Consider the following 16,486-nt stretch of genomic DNA (forward strand, 5'->3'; position numbering starts at 1 on the left):
CCCTAGAAACCAAGGCTGGATAGCAGATCGTCGACGTCGTCCTGTCCGGACACCACGTCTTCCCGTATATCGGCATGGATCTGCGGACCTTCACCCCTGGAAGGACTTTTTTGTTGTTCCAGCTCGGCGCGCAGCGCCGCGTGGTCGTGCTCGATGCCCGCGTAACGGTCCACCTGGCTGGCCATGAGCACCAGTTTCACCAGGTTGCTTTCCACTTCGGTGACCAGTTGGGTCACGCGCTTGATCACCTGGCCGGTGAGGTCCTGGTAATCCTGGGCGAGCAGGATGTCGTTGAGCTTGCCCGACAGCGCATCGGTGTCGCGCTGGCTGCGGGAGAGGAATTGCTCGACGCGACGGGCCAGGTCACGGAAACCATCCGCGCCGATTTCCCGGCGCATGAAGCGCCCCCACTCCTCGCCCAATTGCTGGGCTTCGTCGCTCAGGCCGTTGAGCAGCGGCGCGCTTTCCTCCACCAGGTCCATGGTGCGGTTGGCGGCCTTCTCGGTCATCTGCACCACGTAGGACAGCCGGTCGGTCGCGTCGGCGATCTGCGACATCTCCTGGGCGTGGGGCAGGTGCGGGTCGATCTGGAAGTTGACGATGGCGTTGTGCAGCTCACGGGTGAGCCTGCCTACTTCCTGGTACAGGCCACGGTCGCGGACTTGGTTGAGTTCGTGGATGAGTTGCACGGCATCGGTGAAATTGCCTTTCTCAAGGCTATCCACCAGTTCCCGCGCACGGACTTTCAGGGTCGACTCGAAGTCTCCCAGCAGGTGTTCGTTCTGGTCCATGGTGCCCTCGCGGCTGACATCAGCCGTTGACCCGCTCGAAGATCTTCTCGATTTTTTCTTTCAGGACCTGGGCGGTAAAGGGCTTGACCACATAGCCGTTCACGCCGGCCTGGGCCGCTTCGATGATCTGGTCGCGCTTGGCTTCGGCGGTCACCATCAGCACCGGCAGGTGCTTCAGGCGCTCGTCGGCACGCACGGCGCGCAGCAGGTCGATGCCGGTCATGCCGGGCATGTTCCAGTCGGTCACGAGGAAGTCGAAGTTGCCGCTGTGCAGCATCGGCAGGGCCGTGGTGCCATCGTCGGCTTCAGCGGTATTGGTGAATCCCAAATCGCGCAAGAGGTTCTTGATGATGCGTCTCATCGTCGAGAAATCATCCACGATGAGGATTTTCATGTTCTTGTCCAAGTCGACCTCCGTACAGTCTCAAACGCCCCTCTTGCCGGGAGCGCCGTTCAAATCTGGAAGCGGTGTGCGTTCAGCGCGCGCGCCATTCACAGAGCCGCGCGCGCAGACGGGCCGCGCACTGGCTATGCAACTGGCTGACTCGCGATTCGCTGACCCCCAGCACTTCACCGATTTCCTTCAGGTTCAATTCTTCGTCGTAGTACAGCGCCAGCACCAGGCGCTCACGCTCCGGCAGGTTCGCGATGGCATCCGCCAGCGCGGCCTGGAAGCGTTCTTCTTCCAGATCTTGGGAAGGTGAGAAAGGAGTGACACCGGCGTCCTCGTGCACGCCGCCCTGCTCGCCGTCCTGCAACAGGTCGTCGAAGCTGAACAGGCGGCTGCCCAAGGTGTCGCTCAGGATGCCGTAGTAGTCTTCGAGACTCAATCCAAGTTCGGCAGCAACTTCCTGATCTTTAGCGTCGCGTCCCGTTCTGGCTTCAATTACCCGGATCGCGTCGCTCACCATGCGGGTGTTGCGGTGCACCGAACGGGGTGCCCAGTCGCCCTTGCGGACCTCGTCGAGCATGGCCCCGCGAATGCGGATACCGGCGTAGGTTTCGAAACTCGCGCCCTTGCTGCCGTCGTATTTCTTCGAGGCTTCGAGCAGGCCGATCATCCCGGACTGCATCAGGTCTTCCACCTGCACGCTGGCCGGCAGGCGCGCGAGCAGGTGATAGGCGATGCGCTTGACCAGGGGCGCGTAGCGCTCGATCAGTTGATGTTGCGAATCCCTTGCCTGTGCCTTGCCGTACATACGCAGCCCCGTGGCGGGTGTCATACAGGGTGTTCCGCGGAGGGCTGTCTGACCAGCCGCTCGACGAAGAACTCCAGGTGACCACGCGGATTGGCCGGCAGCGGCCAGCTGTCGACCTTCTGTGCGATCGCCTTGAACGCCAGCGAGCACTTCGAGCGCGGGAAGGCTTCATAGACCGCGCGTTGCTTCTGCACGGCCTTGCGCACCGATTCGTCGTAGGGCACCGCGCCGACATACTGCAGGGCGACGTCGAGGAAGCGGTCGGTGACCTTGGTCAGCTTGGCGAACAGGTTGCGTCCTTCCTGCGGGCTGTGGGCCATGTTGGCCAGCACGCGGAAGCGATTCATGCCGTAGTCGCGGTTGAGCAGCTTGATCAGCGCGTAGGCGTCGGTGATCGAGGTCGGCTCGTCGCAGACCACCACGATGACTTCCTGGGCGGCGCGGACGAAGCTGACCACCGAATCGCCGATACCGGCGGCGGTGTCGATCACCAGCACGTCGAGATTGTCGCTGATGTCGCTGAAGGCCTGGATCAGGCCGGCGTGCTGCATGGGCGAGAGCTGCACCATGCTCTGCGTGCCGGAGGCGGCCGGGACGATGCGAATGCCACCCGGCCCCTGCAACAGCACGTCGCGCAGGTCGCATTCGCCATTGATCACATCGGCCAGGGTGCGCTTGGCGGTGAGGCCGAGCAGGACGTCGACGTTGGCGAGTCCCAGGTCGGCGTCCAACAACATGACGCGACGACCCAGCTCGGCCAGTGCCAGCGAAAGGTTCACCGACACGTTGGTCTTGCCGACGCCACCCTTGCCGCCGGTCACCGCGATCACCTGTACGGGATGCATACTACCCATTTCAAATACCTTGCCTTAGGTCGACTGGGCCACTTGGCTGTCCAGCACCGCCCCCTCGGGGGCGGCTAACGATTCTTCAACCGGCGCGCCGCGCCGGATTCTGGTAGAGCCCGGCGAACAGGTCAGCCATGGCTTCTTCACTTGGATCCTCCGGTGCCTGGAGGCTCACCGCACGGCTCACCAGCTGGTGGCTGCGCGGAACCTGCAGATCATCCGGGATTCGCGGTCCATCGGCGAGATAGGCTACCGGGAGATGCTGGCCGATAGCCAGCCCCAAAACCTCGCCCAGACTGGCCGCTTCGTCCGCCTTGGTAATGACGCAACCCACCAGGCCGCAGCGTTTGTAGCTGTGATAGGCGGCCTTGAGCACCTGGCTCTGGCTGGTAGCGGCCATGACCAGGTAATTCTTCGCGTTTATCGACCGGCTTGCCAGCGCTTCCAGCTGCAGGGTGAGGGCCGGATCGTTGACCGGCAGACCGGCGGTATCGATCAGCACCACGCGCTTGCGCATCAGCGGCGCCAGGGCCTGGGTCAGGGACTGGCCCGGGTCCACCAGGGTCACCGGTACGCCGAGGATGCGGCCGAGGGTCTTGATCTGTTCCTGGGCGCCGATGCGGAAACTGTCCATGCTCACCAGGGCGACGCCCTGGGCGCCGTACTTAAGCACGTAGCGGGCGGCCAGCTTGGCCAGCGTGGTGGTCTTGCCCATGCCGGCCGGACCGACCAGGGCGATCACACCGCCCTCTTCCAGCGGCTCGATCTTCGGCGTGCGGATGGCGTGGGCCAGGTGCGCCAGCAGCATGCGCCAGGCCTGGCGCGGTTCGTTGACCTTGGCCACCTTGTCCAGCAGGGCGCGGCCCAGCTCGGCCGACAGACCCATGCGCTGCAAGCGGCGCCAGAGGTTGGCCTGCTGCGGGCGACGGCTTTGCATCTGGCCCCAGGCGATGGACCCCAGTTGCACTTCGATCAGTTCACGCAGGCCGCTCAGCTCGAAACGCATGGCGTCCAGGGCGGCTTGCTCGACCACCGGCGGCCGCGTGCTCACCGCTTCCAGCGGACGCGGCGCCGGACGCGGGCGACTCATGGCGGCGGACAGCGCCGACTCGGGCAGCTCGGACTCGATGGCGGTCAGCGACTCCCCGGCGAACAATTGACGGTCCTTGCCGGCATCGGCCATGGCACGGGTGGTCAGCTCGGCCTGGGCTTCGGCGATGCGCGCCTGGGTCTTGCGCAGCTCGGCTTCGAGGGCCGGGTTGGGCTTGCTCGGTGCCGGGGCCGGCAGCGGGTAGTCCAGCGCCGCGGTCAGCTCGACACCGCCGGCGACCCGACGATTGCCGATGATGGCGGCATCCGCGCCCAGTTCATCACGCACCAGCTTCATGGCTTGACGCATATCGGCGGCGAAGAAGCGTTTGACCTGCATGGTCCTTGCCCTCGGTTAGTTCTGGCCCACAGTCGCGACTATGGTGACCTGCTTGTTGTCCGGTATTTCCTGGTAGGCCAGTACGTGCATGGTGGGCACGGCGAGCCTTGCGAAGCGCGACATCATTGCCCGGATCGGTCCGGCCACCAGCAGGATCGCCTGCTTGCCGAGCATTTCCTGACGCTGCGCCGCCTCTACCAGGGAGCGTTGCAACTTTTCGGCCATCCCGGGTTCCAGAAGAACGCCATCTTCCGAACCCTGTCCGGCCTTCTGCAGGCTATTGAGCAATATCTGTTCCAACCTGGGCTCCAGAGTGATCACGGGCAGCTCCGGCTCTAGTCCCACAATGCTTTGCACGATTGCGCGGGATAGCGAGACGCGCACCGCCGCCACCAGCGCGGCGGGATCTTGACTCTTGGGCGCTAGGTTGGCGATGGCTTCGGCGATGGTGCGGATGTCGCGCACCGGCACCTGTTCCTGCAGCAGCGCCTGGAGGACCTTGAGCAGGGTCGACAGCGACACCATGCCGGGCACCAGCTCTTCGGCCAGGCGCGGCGAGCTCTTGGCGAGGTTCTGCATCAACTGCTGGACTTCTTCGTGGCCGAGCAGCTCGTGGGCGTGCTTGTGCAGGACCTGGTTGAGATGGGTGGCGACCACGGTGCTGGCGTCCACCACCGTGTAGCCGAGGGATTGGGCCTGGTCGCGCTGGCTGGCGTCGATCCACACCGCTTCCAGGCCGAACGCCGGATCCTTGGCGGCCACGCCGTTGAGGGTGCCGAACACCTGGCCGGGGTTGATGGCCAGCTCGCGGTCCGGGTAGACCTCCGCCTCGGCCACGCTGACGCCCATCAGGGTCAGGCGGTAGGCGTTGGGCAGCAGGTCGAGGTTGTCGCGGATATGCACCGAGGGCATCAGGAAGCCCATCTCCTGGGACAGCTTCTTGCGCACGCCCTTGATCCGCGCCAGCAACTGGCCGCCCTGGTTGCGGTCCACCAGCGGAATCAGCCGATAGCCCACTTCCAGGCCCACCAGGTCCACCGGGGTCACGTCGTCCCAGCCCAGCTCCTTGGTTTCCTGGGCGCGCTGGGCGGGCAGCAGCTCCTGCTGGCGCTTCTCCTCCTGCACCGCCTCTTCCTTGACGCGCGTCTGCTTCTTCCAGATCAACCAGGCGCCGCCTGCGGCCACCAGGCCGAGGCCGACGAAGGGCACATGGGGCATGCCCGGCACCAGGCCCATGGCGATGAGGATGGCGGCGGACACCGCCAGGGCCTTGGGCGAGGCGAACATCTGCCGGTTGACCTGCTGACCCATGTCCTCGGAAGAGGACACGCGGGTCACCATGATCGCCGCGGCGGTGGACAGCAGCAGCGAGGGAACCTGCGCCACCAGGCCGTCGCCGATGGTCAGCAGGGAGTAGATGCGGCCGGCGTCGCCGAAGCTCAGGCCGTGCTGCAGCATGCCGATGGCCATGCCGCCGATGAGGTTGATGAAGAGGATCAGCAGGCCGGCGATGGCGTCACCACGGACGAACTTGCTGGCACCGTCCATGGAGCCGTAGAAGTCGGCTTCCTGGGACACTTCGCTACGGCGCTTCTTGGCCTCGGCCTGGTCGATCAGACCGGCGTTGAGGTCGGCGTCGATGGCCATCTGCTTGCCGGGCATGGCATCCAGGGTGAACCGCGCGCTCACTTCGGAGATACGCCCGGCACCCTTGGTGACCACCACGAAGTTGATGATCATCAGGATCGCGAAGACCACCGCACCGACCACGTAGTTGCCACCCACCACCACATCGCCGAAGGCCTGGATCACCTTGCCCGCGGCGTCGTGGCCGTCCTGACCGTGGAGCAGCACCACACGGGTGGAGGCCACGTTGAGCGCCAGGCGCAGCAGGGTGGCCACCAACAGGATGGTGGGGAAGACGGCGAAATCCAGGGGACGCAGGGCGTAGACGCTGACCAGCAGCACCACGATCGACAGGGCGATGTTGAAGGTGAAGAACACATCGAGCAGGAACGGCGGCACCGGCAGGGTCATCATGCCCAGCATCACCAGTACCAGCAGCGGCACCCCGAGGTTGCCACGACCCATGCCCACCAGGTTGTTGCGGACATTGCCGATCAGTTGCGTACGATCCACTGCTACTCCCCTACCCCTTTCCGCGGAATTCCGCTCCGCGCATCCAATCTTTTGACGCCAACAGGCGTCCTGACTTCCCTTGTGCAAGAAGCCTTCCAACTTCGTTAAGAGATTGATTTTGCGAGAAGTGGAGAGGGATTCCGGATGAGATCCGGGGAAGGCCACGTAGGATGGGTTGAGCGGAGCGATACCCATGCGGACATGATTGATGGGTATCGCAAGCTCGCGGAACGCCGCCCGACCCATCCTACGAGCTGAGCTGCCCGTGGCGAATGAATTCGCCCCTACAAGGTGACCTCACCCGCGGTTATTCGTCCCGGCGCAGGTCCGCCGGGATCGGCAGGTCGTTGAGCGGTGTCGGGCGCTTGCCGCGGCCGGCGCGGAACTGCTTGAGCTGGTAGACGTAGGCCAGCACCTGGGCCACGGCCAGGTAGAGGCCGGCGGGGATTTCCTGGTCCAGCTCGGTGGAGTAGTAGACCGCCCGCGCCAGGGCTGGCGATTCCAGCACCGTCACCTTGTTCTCCTGGGCGATCTCGCGAATCTTCAGGGCGGTGAAGTCATTGCCCTTGGCCAGCAGCATGGGCGCGCCGCCCTTCTCGGCGTCGTATTTCAGCGCCACGGCGAAGTGGGTCGGGTTGGTGATGACCACGTCGGCCTCGGGCACGGCGGCCATCATGCGGCGCTCGGCCATCTCCCGCTGCAGGCGGCGGATGCGCGACTTGACCTCGGGCTTGCCCTCGGAATCCTTGTATTCGTCGCGCACCTCCTGCTTGGTCATCATCAGCTTCTGCTTGTTGTCCCAGAGCTGGAAGGGCACGTCGACCGCGGCGATCAGGATCAGCCCGCAGGCCAGCCAGACCGCGCTCCAGCCCACCACCTGGACGCTGTGCAGGATGGCCATTTCCAGGGGCTCGTGGCCGATCGCCAAGAGGTCGTCGCGGTCGGAGTTGAGCACCGCCAGGGCCACCATCAGGATCAGCGCGAACTTGGCCAGGGCCTTGAGCAGTTCGGCCAGGGAGTGCAGGGAGAACATGCGCTTGAGCCCGGACAACGGGTTCATCCGGCTGAACTTGGGCATCAGCGCCTCGGTGGAGAACAGCCAGCCTCCGAGGGAGATGGGACCTGCGATGGACACCACCAGCAGGGTGATCAGCAACGGCATGACGGCATCCAGCGCCATCTTGCCCGACAGCAGCAGCCAGATGCCCATGCTGCGCTCGTCCATCAGCACCTCCCGAGAGAGGGAGAAGTTGGAGCGCATCATCTTCATCATCATGTCGGCCACGCCACCGCCGGTGGCCAGCACGCCGCCGGCGCCAGCCAGGGTCACGACGAGGGTGTTGAGCTCGCGGGAACGGGCGATCTGGCCCTTCTCGCGGGCCTCCTGCATCCGTTTCCCTGTGGGTTCCTCGCTCTTGTCCGCCCCGCTCTCACTTTCCGCCATGGAAAACTACCTGCGTTGCCGTCGGTGGAGTTGCCCGTTGCCGGGAAATCGTCAAAAGATCGCTCATCGCGCCCTCGCCATTTCCCGCAGCAACTGCAGGGCGTCGCTGGCCAGCACCTGGTACTGGGCGAGGATGTCGGCCATGCCGATCCAGACGATCACCATGCCGAGGGCCAGGGTCAGCGGGAAGCCGATGGAGAAGATGTTCAGCTGCGGCGCCGCGCGGGTCATCACGCCGAAGGCGATGTTGACCACCAGCAGTGCGGTGATCGCCGGCAGCGCCAGCAACAGGCCCGCGCCCATGACCCAACCGAGCTTGCCGGCCACTTCCCAGTGGTGGTTGGTCAGCAGGCCGCCGCCCACCGGCAGGGTGACGAAGCTCTCGGCGAGCACCTCGAACACCACCAGGTGGCCGTTCATGGCGAGGAACAGCAGGGTCACCAGCATCAGGTAGAACTGGCCGAGCACCGGCACGGACACGCCGTTGGTGGGGTCGACCATGGCGGCGAAGCCCAGGCCCATCTGCATGGAGATGATCTGCCCGGCCACCACGAAGGCATGGAAGAACAGCTGCAGCACGAAGCCGAGCAAGGCCCCCACCAGCACCTGTTCGCCCACCAGCATGATGCTGCGCAGGTCGAGGGCGTCCACCTGGGGCATGGGCGGCAGCGTCGGCACCAGCACCACGGCGATCGCCAGGGCCAGGTAGAGCCGCACCCGCACCGGTACCAGCTGGGTGCCGATGATCGGCATGGTCATCAGCAGCGCGGCGATACGGAACAGCGGCAGCATGAAGCTGCCGACCCATCCACCTATCTGCGCATCGCTGAGCTCGAGCATGGTCAGCCGATCAGCAAGGGGATGTTCTGGTAGAGCGTCTGGATGTACTCCATCAGCTGGCGGGTCAGCCAGGGGCCGGCCCAGATCAGGGTGACCAGCATCACCAACAGGCGCGGCAGGAAGCTCAGGGTCTGTTCGTTGATCTGGGTGGCGGCCTGGAACATGGCCACGATCAGGCCCACCACCAGGCTCGGCACCACCAGGATGCCGACGATGATGCAGGTCAGCCAGAGCGCCTCGCGGAACAGGTCGACGGCTATTTCAGGGGTCATCGCGAGCCTCCTAGACGCCGCCGAAACTACTGGCGAGGGTGCCGATGACCAGCGCCCAGCCATCCACCAGGACGAACAGCATGATCTTGAACGGCAGGGAAATGATCAGCGGCGAGAGCATCATCATGCCCATGGCCATGAGCACACTGGCCACCACCAGGTCGATGATCAGGAAGGGGATGAAGATCATGAAGCCGATCTGGAACGCCGTCTTCAATTCGGAGGTGACGAAGGCCGGAACCAGGATGGTCAGCGGCGCGGCATCGGGGCTAGCGATGTCGGTGCGCTTGGACAGGCGCATGAACAGCTCGAGGTCGCTGGCGCGGGTCTGCGCCAGCATGAAGTCCTTGATCGGCACCTCGGCCTTGGCCAGGGCGTCCGGGGCGCTCAGCTGCTCGTTCAGGTAGGGCTGCAGGGCGTCGCGGTTCACCCGGTCGAACACCGGGGCCATGATGAACATCGTCAGGAACAGCGCCAGGCCGACGAGTATCTGGTTCGACGGCGTCTGCTGCAGGCCCAGGGCCTGACGCAGGATGGAGAAGACGATGATGATCCGGGTGAAGCTGGTCATCAGCATGACGAACGCCGGGATGAAACTCAGCGCCGTCATGATCAGCAGGATCTGCAGGCTTACCGAGTATTCCTGCTGGCCTTCGGGGTTGGTGGACAGGGTGATGGCCGGCACCGACAGCGGATTGTCGGCGCCAAGGGCGAGCGGCGCGGCCAGTACCAGCAGCAGCGCGATGAGGAGGCGGTGCAGGGGCATCAATGCTTGTCCTTGCCGAGCAGTTCCATCAGGCGTTGGGCGAATTCCGGGCTGGCGGACTGGGCCTCGCCCGTGGGCACCGGCTCTTTCAGCACGTGCAGCGGCGCGATGCGCCCGGCGCTGATCCCCAGGAGGATCTGCTCGCCACCCACCTGCACCAGCACCAGCCGATCACGGGGGCCGAGGGCCTGGGTCGCCACCAGCTTGATCACCTGGCCGCCACGGGGGCCGAGCTGCTGGACGCGACGCATCAGCCAGGCGAGCAGGAAGATCAGCCCCACCACCAGCAACAGGCCGATGCCCAGCTGGCCCAGTTGCGCGGCCATGCCGCTGCCGGCCTGGCTGGCTAGGGCAGCCGGCGCAGGGGTGACAGTGGTCGCGGCGGGTTCGGCGGCGAAGCCGCCCAGGGGCAGCAGGAGCAGCCCCGCGAAGAGAAGACGGCGCATGGTCTCAGCGCAGCTTCTTGATGCGTTCGCTCGGACTGATCACATCGGTCAGCCGGATACCGAACTTCTCGTTCACCACCACCACTTCGCCGTGGGCGATCAGGGTGCCGTTGACCAGCACATCCAGCGGCTCGCCGGCCAGGCGGTCGAGCTCGATCACCGAACCCTGGTTGAGCTGCAGCAGGTTGCGGATGGTGATGTCGGTATTGCCCACTTCCATGGAGATGGACACCGGGATGTCGAGGATCACATCCAGGTTGGGACCGTCCAGGGTCACCGGGCCGGTGGCCTTGGGCATGCTGCCGAATTCTTCCATGGGCGCCCGTGGCGAACTCGGCGCGGCGGCGCCCTGGTTCATCAGGGCGTCGATGTCGTCCTGGGACGCGTCACCGGCTTCGGACAGGGCCGCGGCCCATTCATCGGCCAGTGCCTGTTCTTCGGGGGTGGGGGTATCCATGTCGTTTGCCATCGCTTGACCTCGGCTGGCTCTGAATGCTGGGACAGCGCGCTATCAGCGCTGGCGTTCGATAGGTTCGAGGATCTGCAGGGACAGGTTGCCCTTGTGCGATCCAAGCTTGGCCTTGAAGGCCGGCACGCCGTTGGCGCGCATGATCATGTGTTCGGGCAGCTCCACGGGAATGACGTCCCCCGGCTGCATGTGCAGGATGTCCCGCAGCTTGAGCTGGCGGCGCACCACGGTGGCGGCCACCGGCACGCTGACGTCGAGGATGTCCTCGCGCAGGGCCTTGATCCAGCGCTCGTCCTGGTCGTCGACGTCGGACTGGAAGCCGGCGTCGAGCATCTCGCGGATCGGCTCGATCATCGAATAGGGCATGGTGACGTGCAGGTCGCCGCCGCCGCCGTCCAGCTCGATATGGAAGGTGGACACCACCACCACTTCGCTGGGGCTGACGATGTTGGCCAGGGCCGGGTTCACTTCCGAGTTCATGTATTCGAAGTTCACTTCCATCACCGCGTGCCAGGCTTCGGCCAGGTCGACGAAGGCCTGGTCCAGCACCATGCGCACCACGCGCAGCTCGGTGGGGGTGAACTCGCGGCCCTCGATCTTGGCGTGGCGGCCGTCACCGCCGAAGAAGTTGTCCACCAGCTTGAACACCAGCTTGGCGTCGAGGATGAACAGCGAGGTGCCGCGCAGCGGCTTCATCTTCACCAGGTTGAGGCTGGTGGGCACGTAGAGCGAATGCACGTACTCGCCGAACTTCATCACCTGCACGCCGCCCACCGCCACATCGGCCGAGCGGCGCAGCAGGTTGAACATGCTGATGCGGGTGTAGCGGGCGAAACGCTCGTTGATCATTTCCAGGGTCGGCATGCGCCCCCGGACGATGCGGTCCTGGCTGGTCAGGTCATAGCTTTTGACGCTGGTGGGATCGGCATCGGTTTCGGTTTCCACCAGGCCGTCGTCGACGCCGTGCAGCAGCGCGTCGATCTCGTCCTGGGACAGCAGGTCTTGAACAGCCATGGTCGTACCTTGCCTACTGCAATACGAAGTTGGTGAAGAGCACTTGCTCGACGGTCATCGCGCCGGTCTCCTGCTTGGCCAGTTCCTGCACCGTGGCGGTGGCCTGCTGGCGCAGCATCTCCTTGCCAACCGGTGTGATCAGGTTCTCGAAGCTCTGCCCGGAGAACAGCATGACCAGCTTGTTGCGCAGCACCGGCATGTGCACCTTGAGCGCGTCGAGCTGGGCCTGGTCACGGGCCATCAGCGCCACGCTCACCTGCATGTAGCGCTGGCGACCGTTCTGGTTGAAGTTGACCACGAAGGCCGGCGCCATGTCCTGGTAGATGGCCGGTTGCCGCGTAGGCGCGGCGCTCGCCTCTTCCTTGGCGGGCTCGGCGGCCTTGTCGCCGCGACTGAGGAAGAACCAGGTGGCCCCCACCGACAGGCCGATCGCCAGCAATAGCGCGACCACGCCGAGGATGATGAGCTTCAGCTTGCTCTTGCCACCTGCCGCACCACCCTCTGCCGGGGCCTTCGCTTGTTTCGTCGCCATGCCAATAATCCGTCACTGGGCGGGATGAATCCGCCGTTTCCAGGGGAATGAGCAAGTGTTATGCCAGATCGCCGGCCAGCCGGCGCGTGAGGCAACTGCTTCAGGGCAGCGGATATACCAGTGTCGGGGGGCGACTGTCACGGGGGGATTGCGGGAAACCGGCACGCCGGTGCCGGGCGCTTCGTAGGATTTGGCGGGCGGCGCTCCGCTTGAGCGAAGCGATACCCATCTGCTCCAACCAAACAGCATGGGTATCGCAAGCTCAACCCATCCTACGTCGCGCCTACAAGTCCGGCGCCGGGGTCTGCGTTCGTGCAAGCGGGCCGTCAGGCGTAGTAGTCCACCAGGCCACGCCCGCCGCTGTGGGTCGGACGAATCTCGCTGTGGCTGACCGAGATTTCCTCATCGCCGCTGCCGGCGCCAAAATCGGCACGGTTGCCGCCACGGCGCTCGCCGTCACCGCCCTGCCCTTGCCAGCCACGGCTGAGGGACTGGTCGGAGACGTTCACGTCCGGCTGGTTCATGCCCTGCTGGGCGAACATGTCGCGCAGACGGTGCATCTGCCCTTCGAGGGCGTCGCGGACGTTGGCGTTGGGACTGGCGAAGGTCACCTGGGTCTGGTCCTGGTTCAGGTTCACCCGTACCTCGAGGCGGCCCAGCTCCTGCGGATCGAGCTGGATCTCGGCGGACTTGAGGTTCTGGCTGGACAGCCACATCACCCGGTCCACCACCGCTTCGCTGAAGCCGCCCTGGTTCAACGGCACCGGCTGGCCCGGCACCAAGACCGGCGCACGCTGGGCCTGGGCGGCCTGCTGGCTGATGGCCTGGCTCAGGCTGTTGAGACGACTGGCGAGCAGTTCGTTGCGCACCTCGCCCTTGTTCTCGCCCAGGCCATCGGCCACCTCCACCGACAAGGTGGCGGTCGACAGTTCGCTGTCCAGCTTGCCCTCGCCCGCTTCCAGCGGCTCGTCCGCGAAGGCGGCCAGGGCGCTGGCGAAGTCCTGGTCGGCGGTGGGCGCCGTCTGCGTGGCGTTCTGTGCCTGCTGGGCGGCCTGGGCACCCTGTTCGAGGGCCATTTTCACCGCCGGCAAGCCGTTGAGCTGATCCAGGTCGGGGTCGAGGCTGGCCTCGCTCAGGGTAGCCGGGGCCGCGCTGTTGACCGTGGGCGGCACAGGCAGCAGCTCGCTGCCGAGCTCGGCGGCGGCGGCAGCGTCATCGGCCGGTGCCTGGCCGGTCATGGCCATCAGCAGCAGTGGGTCCAGGACCTGCTCTTCGGGGACCGAAGCTTCGCTGGTCTCGCCCTCTTCGGCCGGCAAGGCCTTGCCGCTATCGGCAACGGCGGGCGCGGTGGCGGCAGGGTCGGCGGTCGGCTTTTCCTGGCCGGCCACTTCATCGGTCTTGTCCTTGGCCTGCTTGGCAGCCGCGTCGTTGCGCTCGGCGGCCTTGGCCTGACGTTCCTTGGCATACATCTGGGCGAAGCTGGATGCCTCGCCCTTGCTGGTTTCCACCGGTTTATCCGGGGCTTTCGCGGCCGGTGCTTTCGGCTTCACCTCAGGCCTGGCCTGAAGAAGCAGATCGGGGGCAACGGGCATGGGCACTCTCCGCTCGGGTTGGTTCGTGCCAGGGGGATTGCAAGGGACGGGCCAACATTTCGGCCCTGGGGAAATCGCGGCTCAGCCGGCCAGCCCGCGACGCTCTTCCTGCATCAGCGCGCGCACGATGAGGAACTCTTCTTCGATCTGCAGGATAAGGGCAGGCGCGTCGGCCAACTGGTCGCGATGGGCGATGTCTTCCAGCTGCTTGCACAGGCCCGCCAGCAGGAGCGCGCCCATATTGCTGCAGCTGCCCTTGAAGCTGTGGGCAGCCAGGCGCAGCGCCTGGCTGTCGGCTAGCCGCTGGCTGTCCTGGATCTGCCGCAGGCGTTCGGTCGAGTCCGCCAGGAAGGTATCCAGCAACACCGGAAACTCGTCCTCCATGACGTCCCGCAGGGCAGACAGCACTGAATGGTCGAGATGGATATCGGACAAATCCCTCGCTCCCTGTACTGAAGTCGGAAAATTATGCCTGAGCGGGCCAGCGGAACTCCACATGTATGCCCTGGCCGCCCTCGCCGGGCTCGCAGTGGGCCGCGAGCTTGCTCACCAGGGTCAGGCCCCGGCCGCAGAGGCTGTCCATCGATGTCGGGCCGGCCAATACGCCCGCCAGGTCGAAGCCCTTGCCGCTGTCCTGCACCTTGACGATCAGGCGCCCTCCCCGTCCCTCGGGAAGCAATTGCAGGTTGAAGCGCACATATCCGGCCTCCAGGGCGGCCAGGCGCTCGCTGCGCTCACGGTAGTAGCGGGCGAAGCCCTCGGCATTGCGTTTCAGGGAGGAGTCCAGCCCCAGCACGCCATGTTCCAGGGCGTTGGAATAGAGCTCGGCGAGCACGGTGTAGAGTGCCCCGCCCTGGTCGCGCAGGCCCTGGACCTCCAGCAGGAGCTGCAGGAGGAAGGGCAAGGGATTGAAGCGCTTGAGGGTCTGGGCGCGGAATTCGAAGCTGGCGGACCAATCCAGCGGACTGGAATGGCCGCTGTCGGTGAAGGCCAGCTTGGCGCGCTCGGTGACCTCATCGAGCATGCGCACCTCGATCATGCTCACGTCGTCCTGGGCGTGACCACGGAAGGCGCTAAGAGCCAGCTGGATCTCGTCGAACAGGCGATTGCCATCGCCGTTGGCGTCGAACACCTCGCGCAGGCGCTGGTCGCCAAAGACTTCGTCGTTGTCGTTGCGGGTTTCCAGCACACCATCGGAGACCAGGAAGATGCGGTCGTCGGTCTCGATGGGGTACGCCTCGAAGTGGGCATTGAAGGCGCTCTGCTCGAGCACCCCCAGCGGCAGGTGGCGGGACACCAGCGGCACCCGCTCGCCGCTGCCGGCGCGGCGCAGGTAGCCGTCCGGCAGGCCGCCGTTCCACACCTCGACCATGCGCCGCTGGAAGCTCAGGTTGAGGAAGGTGGCGCAGCAGAACACCCCCACCGGCAGGATGCGTTTCAGCTTGGCGTTCATCTCCCGCAGGATGTCCGCCATGGCGTAGCCCTTGGCGGTCATGCCGTAGAACACCTCGGCCAGCGGCATGGCGCCGATGGCCGCCGGCAGGCCATGGCCGGTGAAGTCGCCGAGCAGCACGTGCATGCCGCCGGACGGCTTGTAGGCGGCCAGCAGCAGGTCGCCGTTGAACAGCGCATAGGGCGATTGCAGGTAGCGGATGTTCGGCGCGCTCAGGCAGCCGGAATGCGCCACCTTGTCGAACACCGCCTTGGCCACCCGCTGCTCGGTGACCAGGTGCTCGTTGTGCCGGGCGATCAGGTCACGCTGCTGCAGCACGGTGTCCTGCAGGCGGCGCAGGCGGTCGAGCGCCTTGATCTTGGCTTCGAGGATGACGCGGTTGTAGGGCTTGGCGAGAAAGTCGTCGCCGCCGGCCTCCAGGCAGCGCACCAGGGCCTCGTTCTCGGTCAGCGAGGTGAGGAAGATGATCGGCACCAGGGCCTCGCCCGCCAGCTGCTTGATCCGCCGGGCCGCCTCGAAGCCGTCCATGACCGGCATCAGGGCGTCCATCAGCACCAGCTGCGGCTGTTCCTGCTGGAACAGCGACACGGCTTCCAGGCCATTGGCGGCGGTGAGGGCGCGATGGCCCTGGCGACTGACGATGGTGGAAAGCAGCAGCCTGTCCGCCGCGTTGTCCTCGGCAATCAGGATCGTCAGCGGCGACGGCATGGCGATGAACCTCAGGCGATCTGGAACAGTTGTTCGAAGTTGGAAATGGCGAGGATCTTGCGGACGTCGGGGTTGCAGTTGGCGAGGCGGATCTGCGCTCGTTCGCCGCCGGCGTGGTCACGCAGCAGGAGCAGCATGCCGAGGGCAGAGCTGTCGAGGTAGGTGGTGCCCTTGAGGTCCACGACGTAGCGCTTGGGGGTGGTGTTGACGCGCTCGTAGGCGTCGCGGAATTCCTGGTGGGCGCCGAAATCGAAACGTCCCTGGATGGTGATGGTCAGCTCCTGCCCATCATCGGAGGGCATCGAGGTAATGGCCATGCATAGCTCCTTGTTCAAGTTCGGAAAGCGCGTGGAGAAGATTTAGCACCCGCCTCCAAGCAGGGCAACCGGAAAGCGGCGCGGAGAAGAAATTTAGGCTGTCGGGATGACCGGGAGTAAAACTGGCGAGGGCAACTCATACCGAACTGACTCCGAGCCAGCTGATGCCTCCCTCTCCCCCCGCCCCTCTCCCAGAGGGCGAGGGGTGACTCGCGCCGACGAGGCAC

The 16,486-nt window shown here is 65.3% G+C and carries 18 protein-coding genes; all 18 read right to left on the minus strand.

Annotated elements, in window-relative coordinates; genetic code table 11:
• Window positions 1–2 precede the first annotated feature (2 nt).
• Window positions 3–791, minus strand: coding sequence for a protein phosphatase CheZ (locus PCA10_RS19770; RefSeq protein ID WP_016493846.1), 789 nt, complete (start codon window positions 789–791; stop codon window positions 3–5).
• A gap of 19 nt (window positions 792–810) precedes the next feature.
• Entirely contained in the window at window positions 811–1,185 is a 375-nt protein-coding gene (locus PCA10_RS19775) for a chemotaxis response regulator CheY (RefSeq protein ID WP_003083073.1), read from the minus strand.
• A gap of 82 nt (window positions 1,186–1,267) precedes the next feature.
• Window positions 1,268–2,014, minus strand: coding sequence for an RNA polymerase sigma factor FliA (fliA, locus tag PCA10_RS19780; protein WP_016493847.1), 747 nt, complete (start codon window positions 2,012–2,014; stop codon window positions 1,268–1,270).
• Entirely contained in the window at window positions 2,011–2,844 is an 834-nt protein-coding gene (gene fleN / locus PCA10_RS19785; RefSeq protein ID WP_081663982.1) for a flagellar synthesis regulator FleN, read from the minus strand. The genes fliA and fleN overlap by 4 nt, the downstream gene beginning before the upstream one ends.
• Before the next feature lie 76 nt (window positions 2,845–2,920).
• Window positions 2,921–4,267 carry a flagellar biosynthesis protein FlhF gene (flhF, locus tag PCA10_RS19790; RefSeq protein WP_016493849.1) on the minus strand — a complete coding sequence of 449 codons (1,347 nt, stop codon included), beginning with the start codon at window positions 4,265–4,267 and terminating at the stop codon, window positions 2,921–2,923.
• A gap of 15 nt (window positions 4,268–4,282) precedes the next feature.
• Window positions 4,283–6,406 (minus strand): flagellar biosynthesis protein FlhA, encoded by a 2,124-nt coding sequence (gene flhA / locus PCA10_RS19795; RefSeq protein WP_016493850.1) that lies wholly within the window; start codon window positions 6,404–6,406, stop codon window positions 4,283–4,285.
• Window positions 6,407–6,713: 307 nt separating this feature from the next.
• Window positions 6,714–7,850, minus strand: a complete 1,137-nt coding sequence (flhB, locus tag PCA10_RS19800) for a flagellar biosynthesis protein FlhB (RefSeq protein WP_016493851.1) — start codon at window positions 7,848–7,850, stop codon at window positions 6,714–6,716.
• 63 nt (window positions 7,851–7,913) lie between these two features.
• Window positions 7,914–8,690 (minus strand): flagellar biosynthetic protein FliR, encoded by a 777-nt coding sequence (gene fliR / locus PCA10_RS19805; protein WP_016493852.1) that lies wholly within the window; start codon window positions 8,688–8,690, stop codon window positions 7,914–7,916.
• Between the two features lie 2 nt (window positions 8,691–8,692).
• Window positions 8,693–8,962 carry a flagellar biosynthesis protein FliQ gene (gene fliQ / locus PCA10_RS19810; RefSeq protein WP_016493853.1) on the minus strand — a complete coding sequence of 90 codons (270 nt, stop codon included), beginning with the start codon at window positions 8,960–8,962 and terminating at the stop codon, window positions 8,693–8,695.
• Between the two features lie 10 nt (window positions 8,963–8,972).
• Window positions 8,973–9,728: a flagellar type III secretion system pore protein FliP gene (fliP, locus tag PCA10_RS19815; RefSeq protein WP_016493854.1), complete on the minus strand. Its 756-nt coding sequence runs from the start codon at window positions 9,726–9,728 to the stop codon at window positions 8,973–8,975.
• Window positions 9,728–10,174, minus strand: coding sequence for a flagellar biosynthetic protein FliO (gene fliO, locus PCA10_RS19820; protein ID WP_016493855.1), 447 nt, complete (start codon window positions 10,172–10,174; stop codon window positions 9,728–9,730). Before fliO ends, fliP begins: the two co-directional genes overlap by 1 nt.
• Window positions 10,175–10,178: 4 nt before the next feature.
• Window positions 10,179–10,643, minus strand: a complete 465-nt coding sequence (gene fliN, locus PCA10_RS19825; RefSeq protein WP_016493856.1) for a flagellar motor switch protein FliN — start codon at window positions 10,641–10,643, stop codon at window positions 10,179–10,181.
• 42 nt (window positions 10,644–10,685) lie between these two features.
• A complete protein-coding gene (gene fliM / locus PCA10_RS19830) occupies window positions 10,686–11,657 on the minus strand; it encodes a flagellar motor switch protein FliM (protein ID WP_016493857.1) in 972 nt (323 codons plus the stop codon).
• Window positions 11,658–11,670: 13 nt separating this feature from the next.
• Window positions 11,671–12,189, minus strand: coding sequence for a flagellar basal body-associated protein FliL (gene fliL / locus PCA10_RS19835; protein ID WP_016493858.1), 519 nt, complete (start codon window positions 12,187–12,189; stop codon window positions 11,671–11,673).
• A 326-nt stretch (window positions 12,190–12,515) separates the two neighbouring features.
• Complete coding sequence (locus PCA10_RS19840) at window positions 12,516–13,781, minus strand: flagellar hook-length control protein FliK (RefSeq protein WP_016493859.1); 1,266 nt, start codon at window positions 13,779–13,781, stop codon at window positions 12,516–12,518.
• Between the two features lie 81 nt (window positions 13,782–13,862).
• Window positions 13,863–14,216: an Hpt domain-containing protein gene (locus tag PCA10_RS19845; RefSeq protein ID WP_016493860.1), complete on the minus strand. Its 354-nt coding sequence runs from the start codon at window positions 14,214–14,216 to the stop codon at window positions 13,863–13,865.
• A 31-nt stretch (window positions 14,217–14,247) separates the two neighbouring features.
• Window positions 14,248–15,942 (minus strand): ATP-binding SpoIIE family protein phosphatase, encoded by a 1,695-nt coding sequence (locus PCA10_RS19850; RefSeq protein ID WP_016493861.1) that lies wholly within the window; start codon window positions 15,940–15,942, stop codon window positions 14,248–14,250.
• Window positions 15,943–15,953: 11 nt separating this feature from the next.
• Window positions 15,954–16,259: an STAS domain-containing protein gene (locus PCA10_RS19855; RefSeq protein ID WP_016493862.1), complete on the minus strand. Its 306-nt coding sequence runs from the start codon at window positions 16,257–16,259 to the stop codon at window positions 15,954–15,956.
• Window positions 16,260–16,486: the final 227 nt, after the last annotated feature.

It is taken from the genome of Pseudomonas resinovorans NBRC 106553 (genome assembly GCF_000412695.1).
GTDB lineage: Bacteria > Pseudomonadota > Gammaproteobacteria > Pseudomonadales > Pseudomonadaceae > Metapseudomonas > Metapseudomonas resinovorans_A.

Coding starts and splice junctions, on each gene's coding strand:
- fleN (WP_081663982.1), bottom strand. CDS start 2,844: ATGGGTAGTATGCATCCCGTACAGGTGATCGCGGTGACCGGCGGCAAG.
- fliN (WP_016493856.1), bottom strand. CDS start 10,643: ATGGCAAACGACATGGATACCCCCACCCCCGAAGAACAGGCACTGGCC.
- fliL (WP_016493858.1), bottom strand. CDS start 12,189: ATGGCGACGAAACAAGCGAAGGCCCCGGCAGAGGGTGGTGCGGCAGGT.
- fliQ (WP_016493853.1), bottom strand. CDS start 8,962: ATGACCCCTGAAATAGCCGTCGACCTGTTCCGCGAGGCGCTCTGGCTG.
- flhF (WP_016493849.1), bottom strand. CDS start 4,267: ATGCAGGTCAAACGCTTCTTCGCCGCCGATATGCGTCAAGCCATGAAG.
- fliP (WP_016493854.1), bottom strand. CDS start 9,728: ATGCCCCTGCACCGCCTCCTCATCGCGCTGCTGCTGGTACTGGCCGCG.
- flhB (WP_016493851.1), bottom strand. CDS start 7,850: ATGGCGGAAAGTGAGAGCGGGGCGGACAAGAGCGAGGAACCCACAGGG.
- fliM (WP_016493857.1), bottom strand. CDS start 11,657: ATGGCTGTTCAAGACCTGCTGTCCCAGGACGAGATCGACGCGCTGCTG.
- fliO (WP_016493855.1), bottom strand. CDS start 10,174: ATGCGCCGTCTTCTCTTCGCGGGGCTGCTCCTGCTGCCCCTGGGCGGC.
- PCA10_RS19850 (WP_016493861.1), bottom strand. CDS start 15,942: ATGCCGTCGCCGCTGACGATCCTGATTGCCGAGGACAACGCGGCGGAC.
- PCA10_RS19840 (WP_016493859.1), bottom strand. CDS start 13,781: ATGCCCGTTGCCCCCGATCTGCTTCTTCAGGCCAGGCCTGAGGTGAAG.
- PCA10_RS19770 (WP_016493846.1), bottom strand. CDS start 791: ATGGACCAGAACGAACACCTGCTGGGAGACTTCGAGTCGACCCTGAAA.
- PCA10_RS19855 (WP_016493862.1), bottom strand. CDS start 16,259: ATGGCCATTACCTCGATGCCCTCCGATGATGGGCAGGAGCTGACCATC.
- fliR (WP_016493852.1), bottom strand. CDS start 8,690: ATGCTCGAGCTCAGCGATGCGCAGATAGGTGGATGGGTCGGCAGCTTC.
- fliA (WP_016493847.1), bottom strand. CDS start 2,014: ATGACACCCGCCACGGGGCTGCGTATGTACGGCAAGGCACAGGCAAGG.
- PCA10_RS19775 (WP_003083073.1), bottom strand. CDS start 1,185: ATGAAAATCCTCATCGTGGATGATTTCTCGACGATGAGACGCATCATC.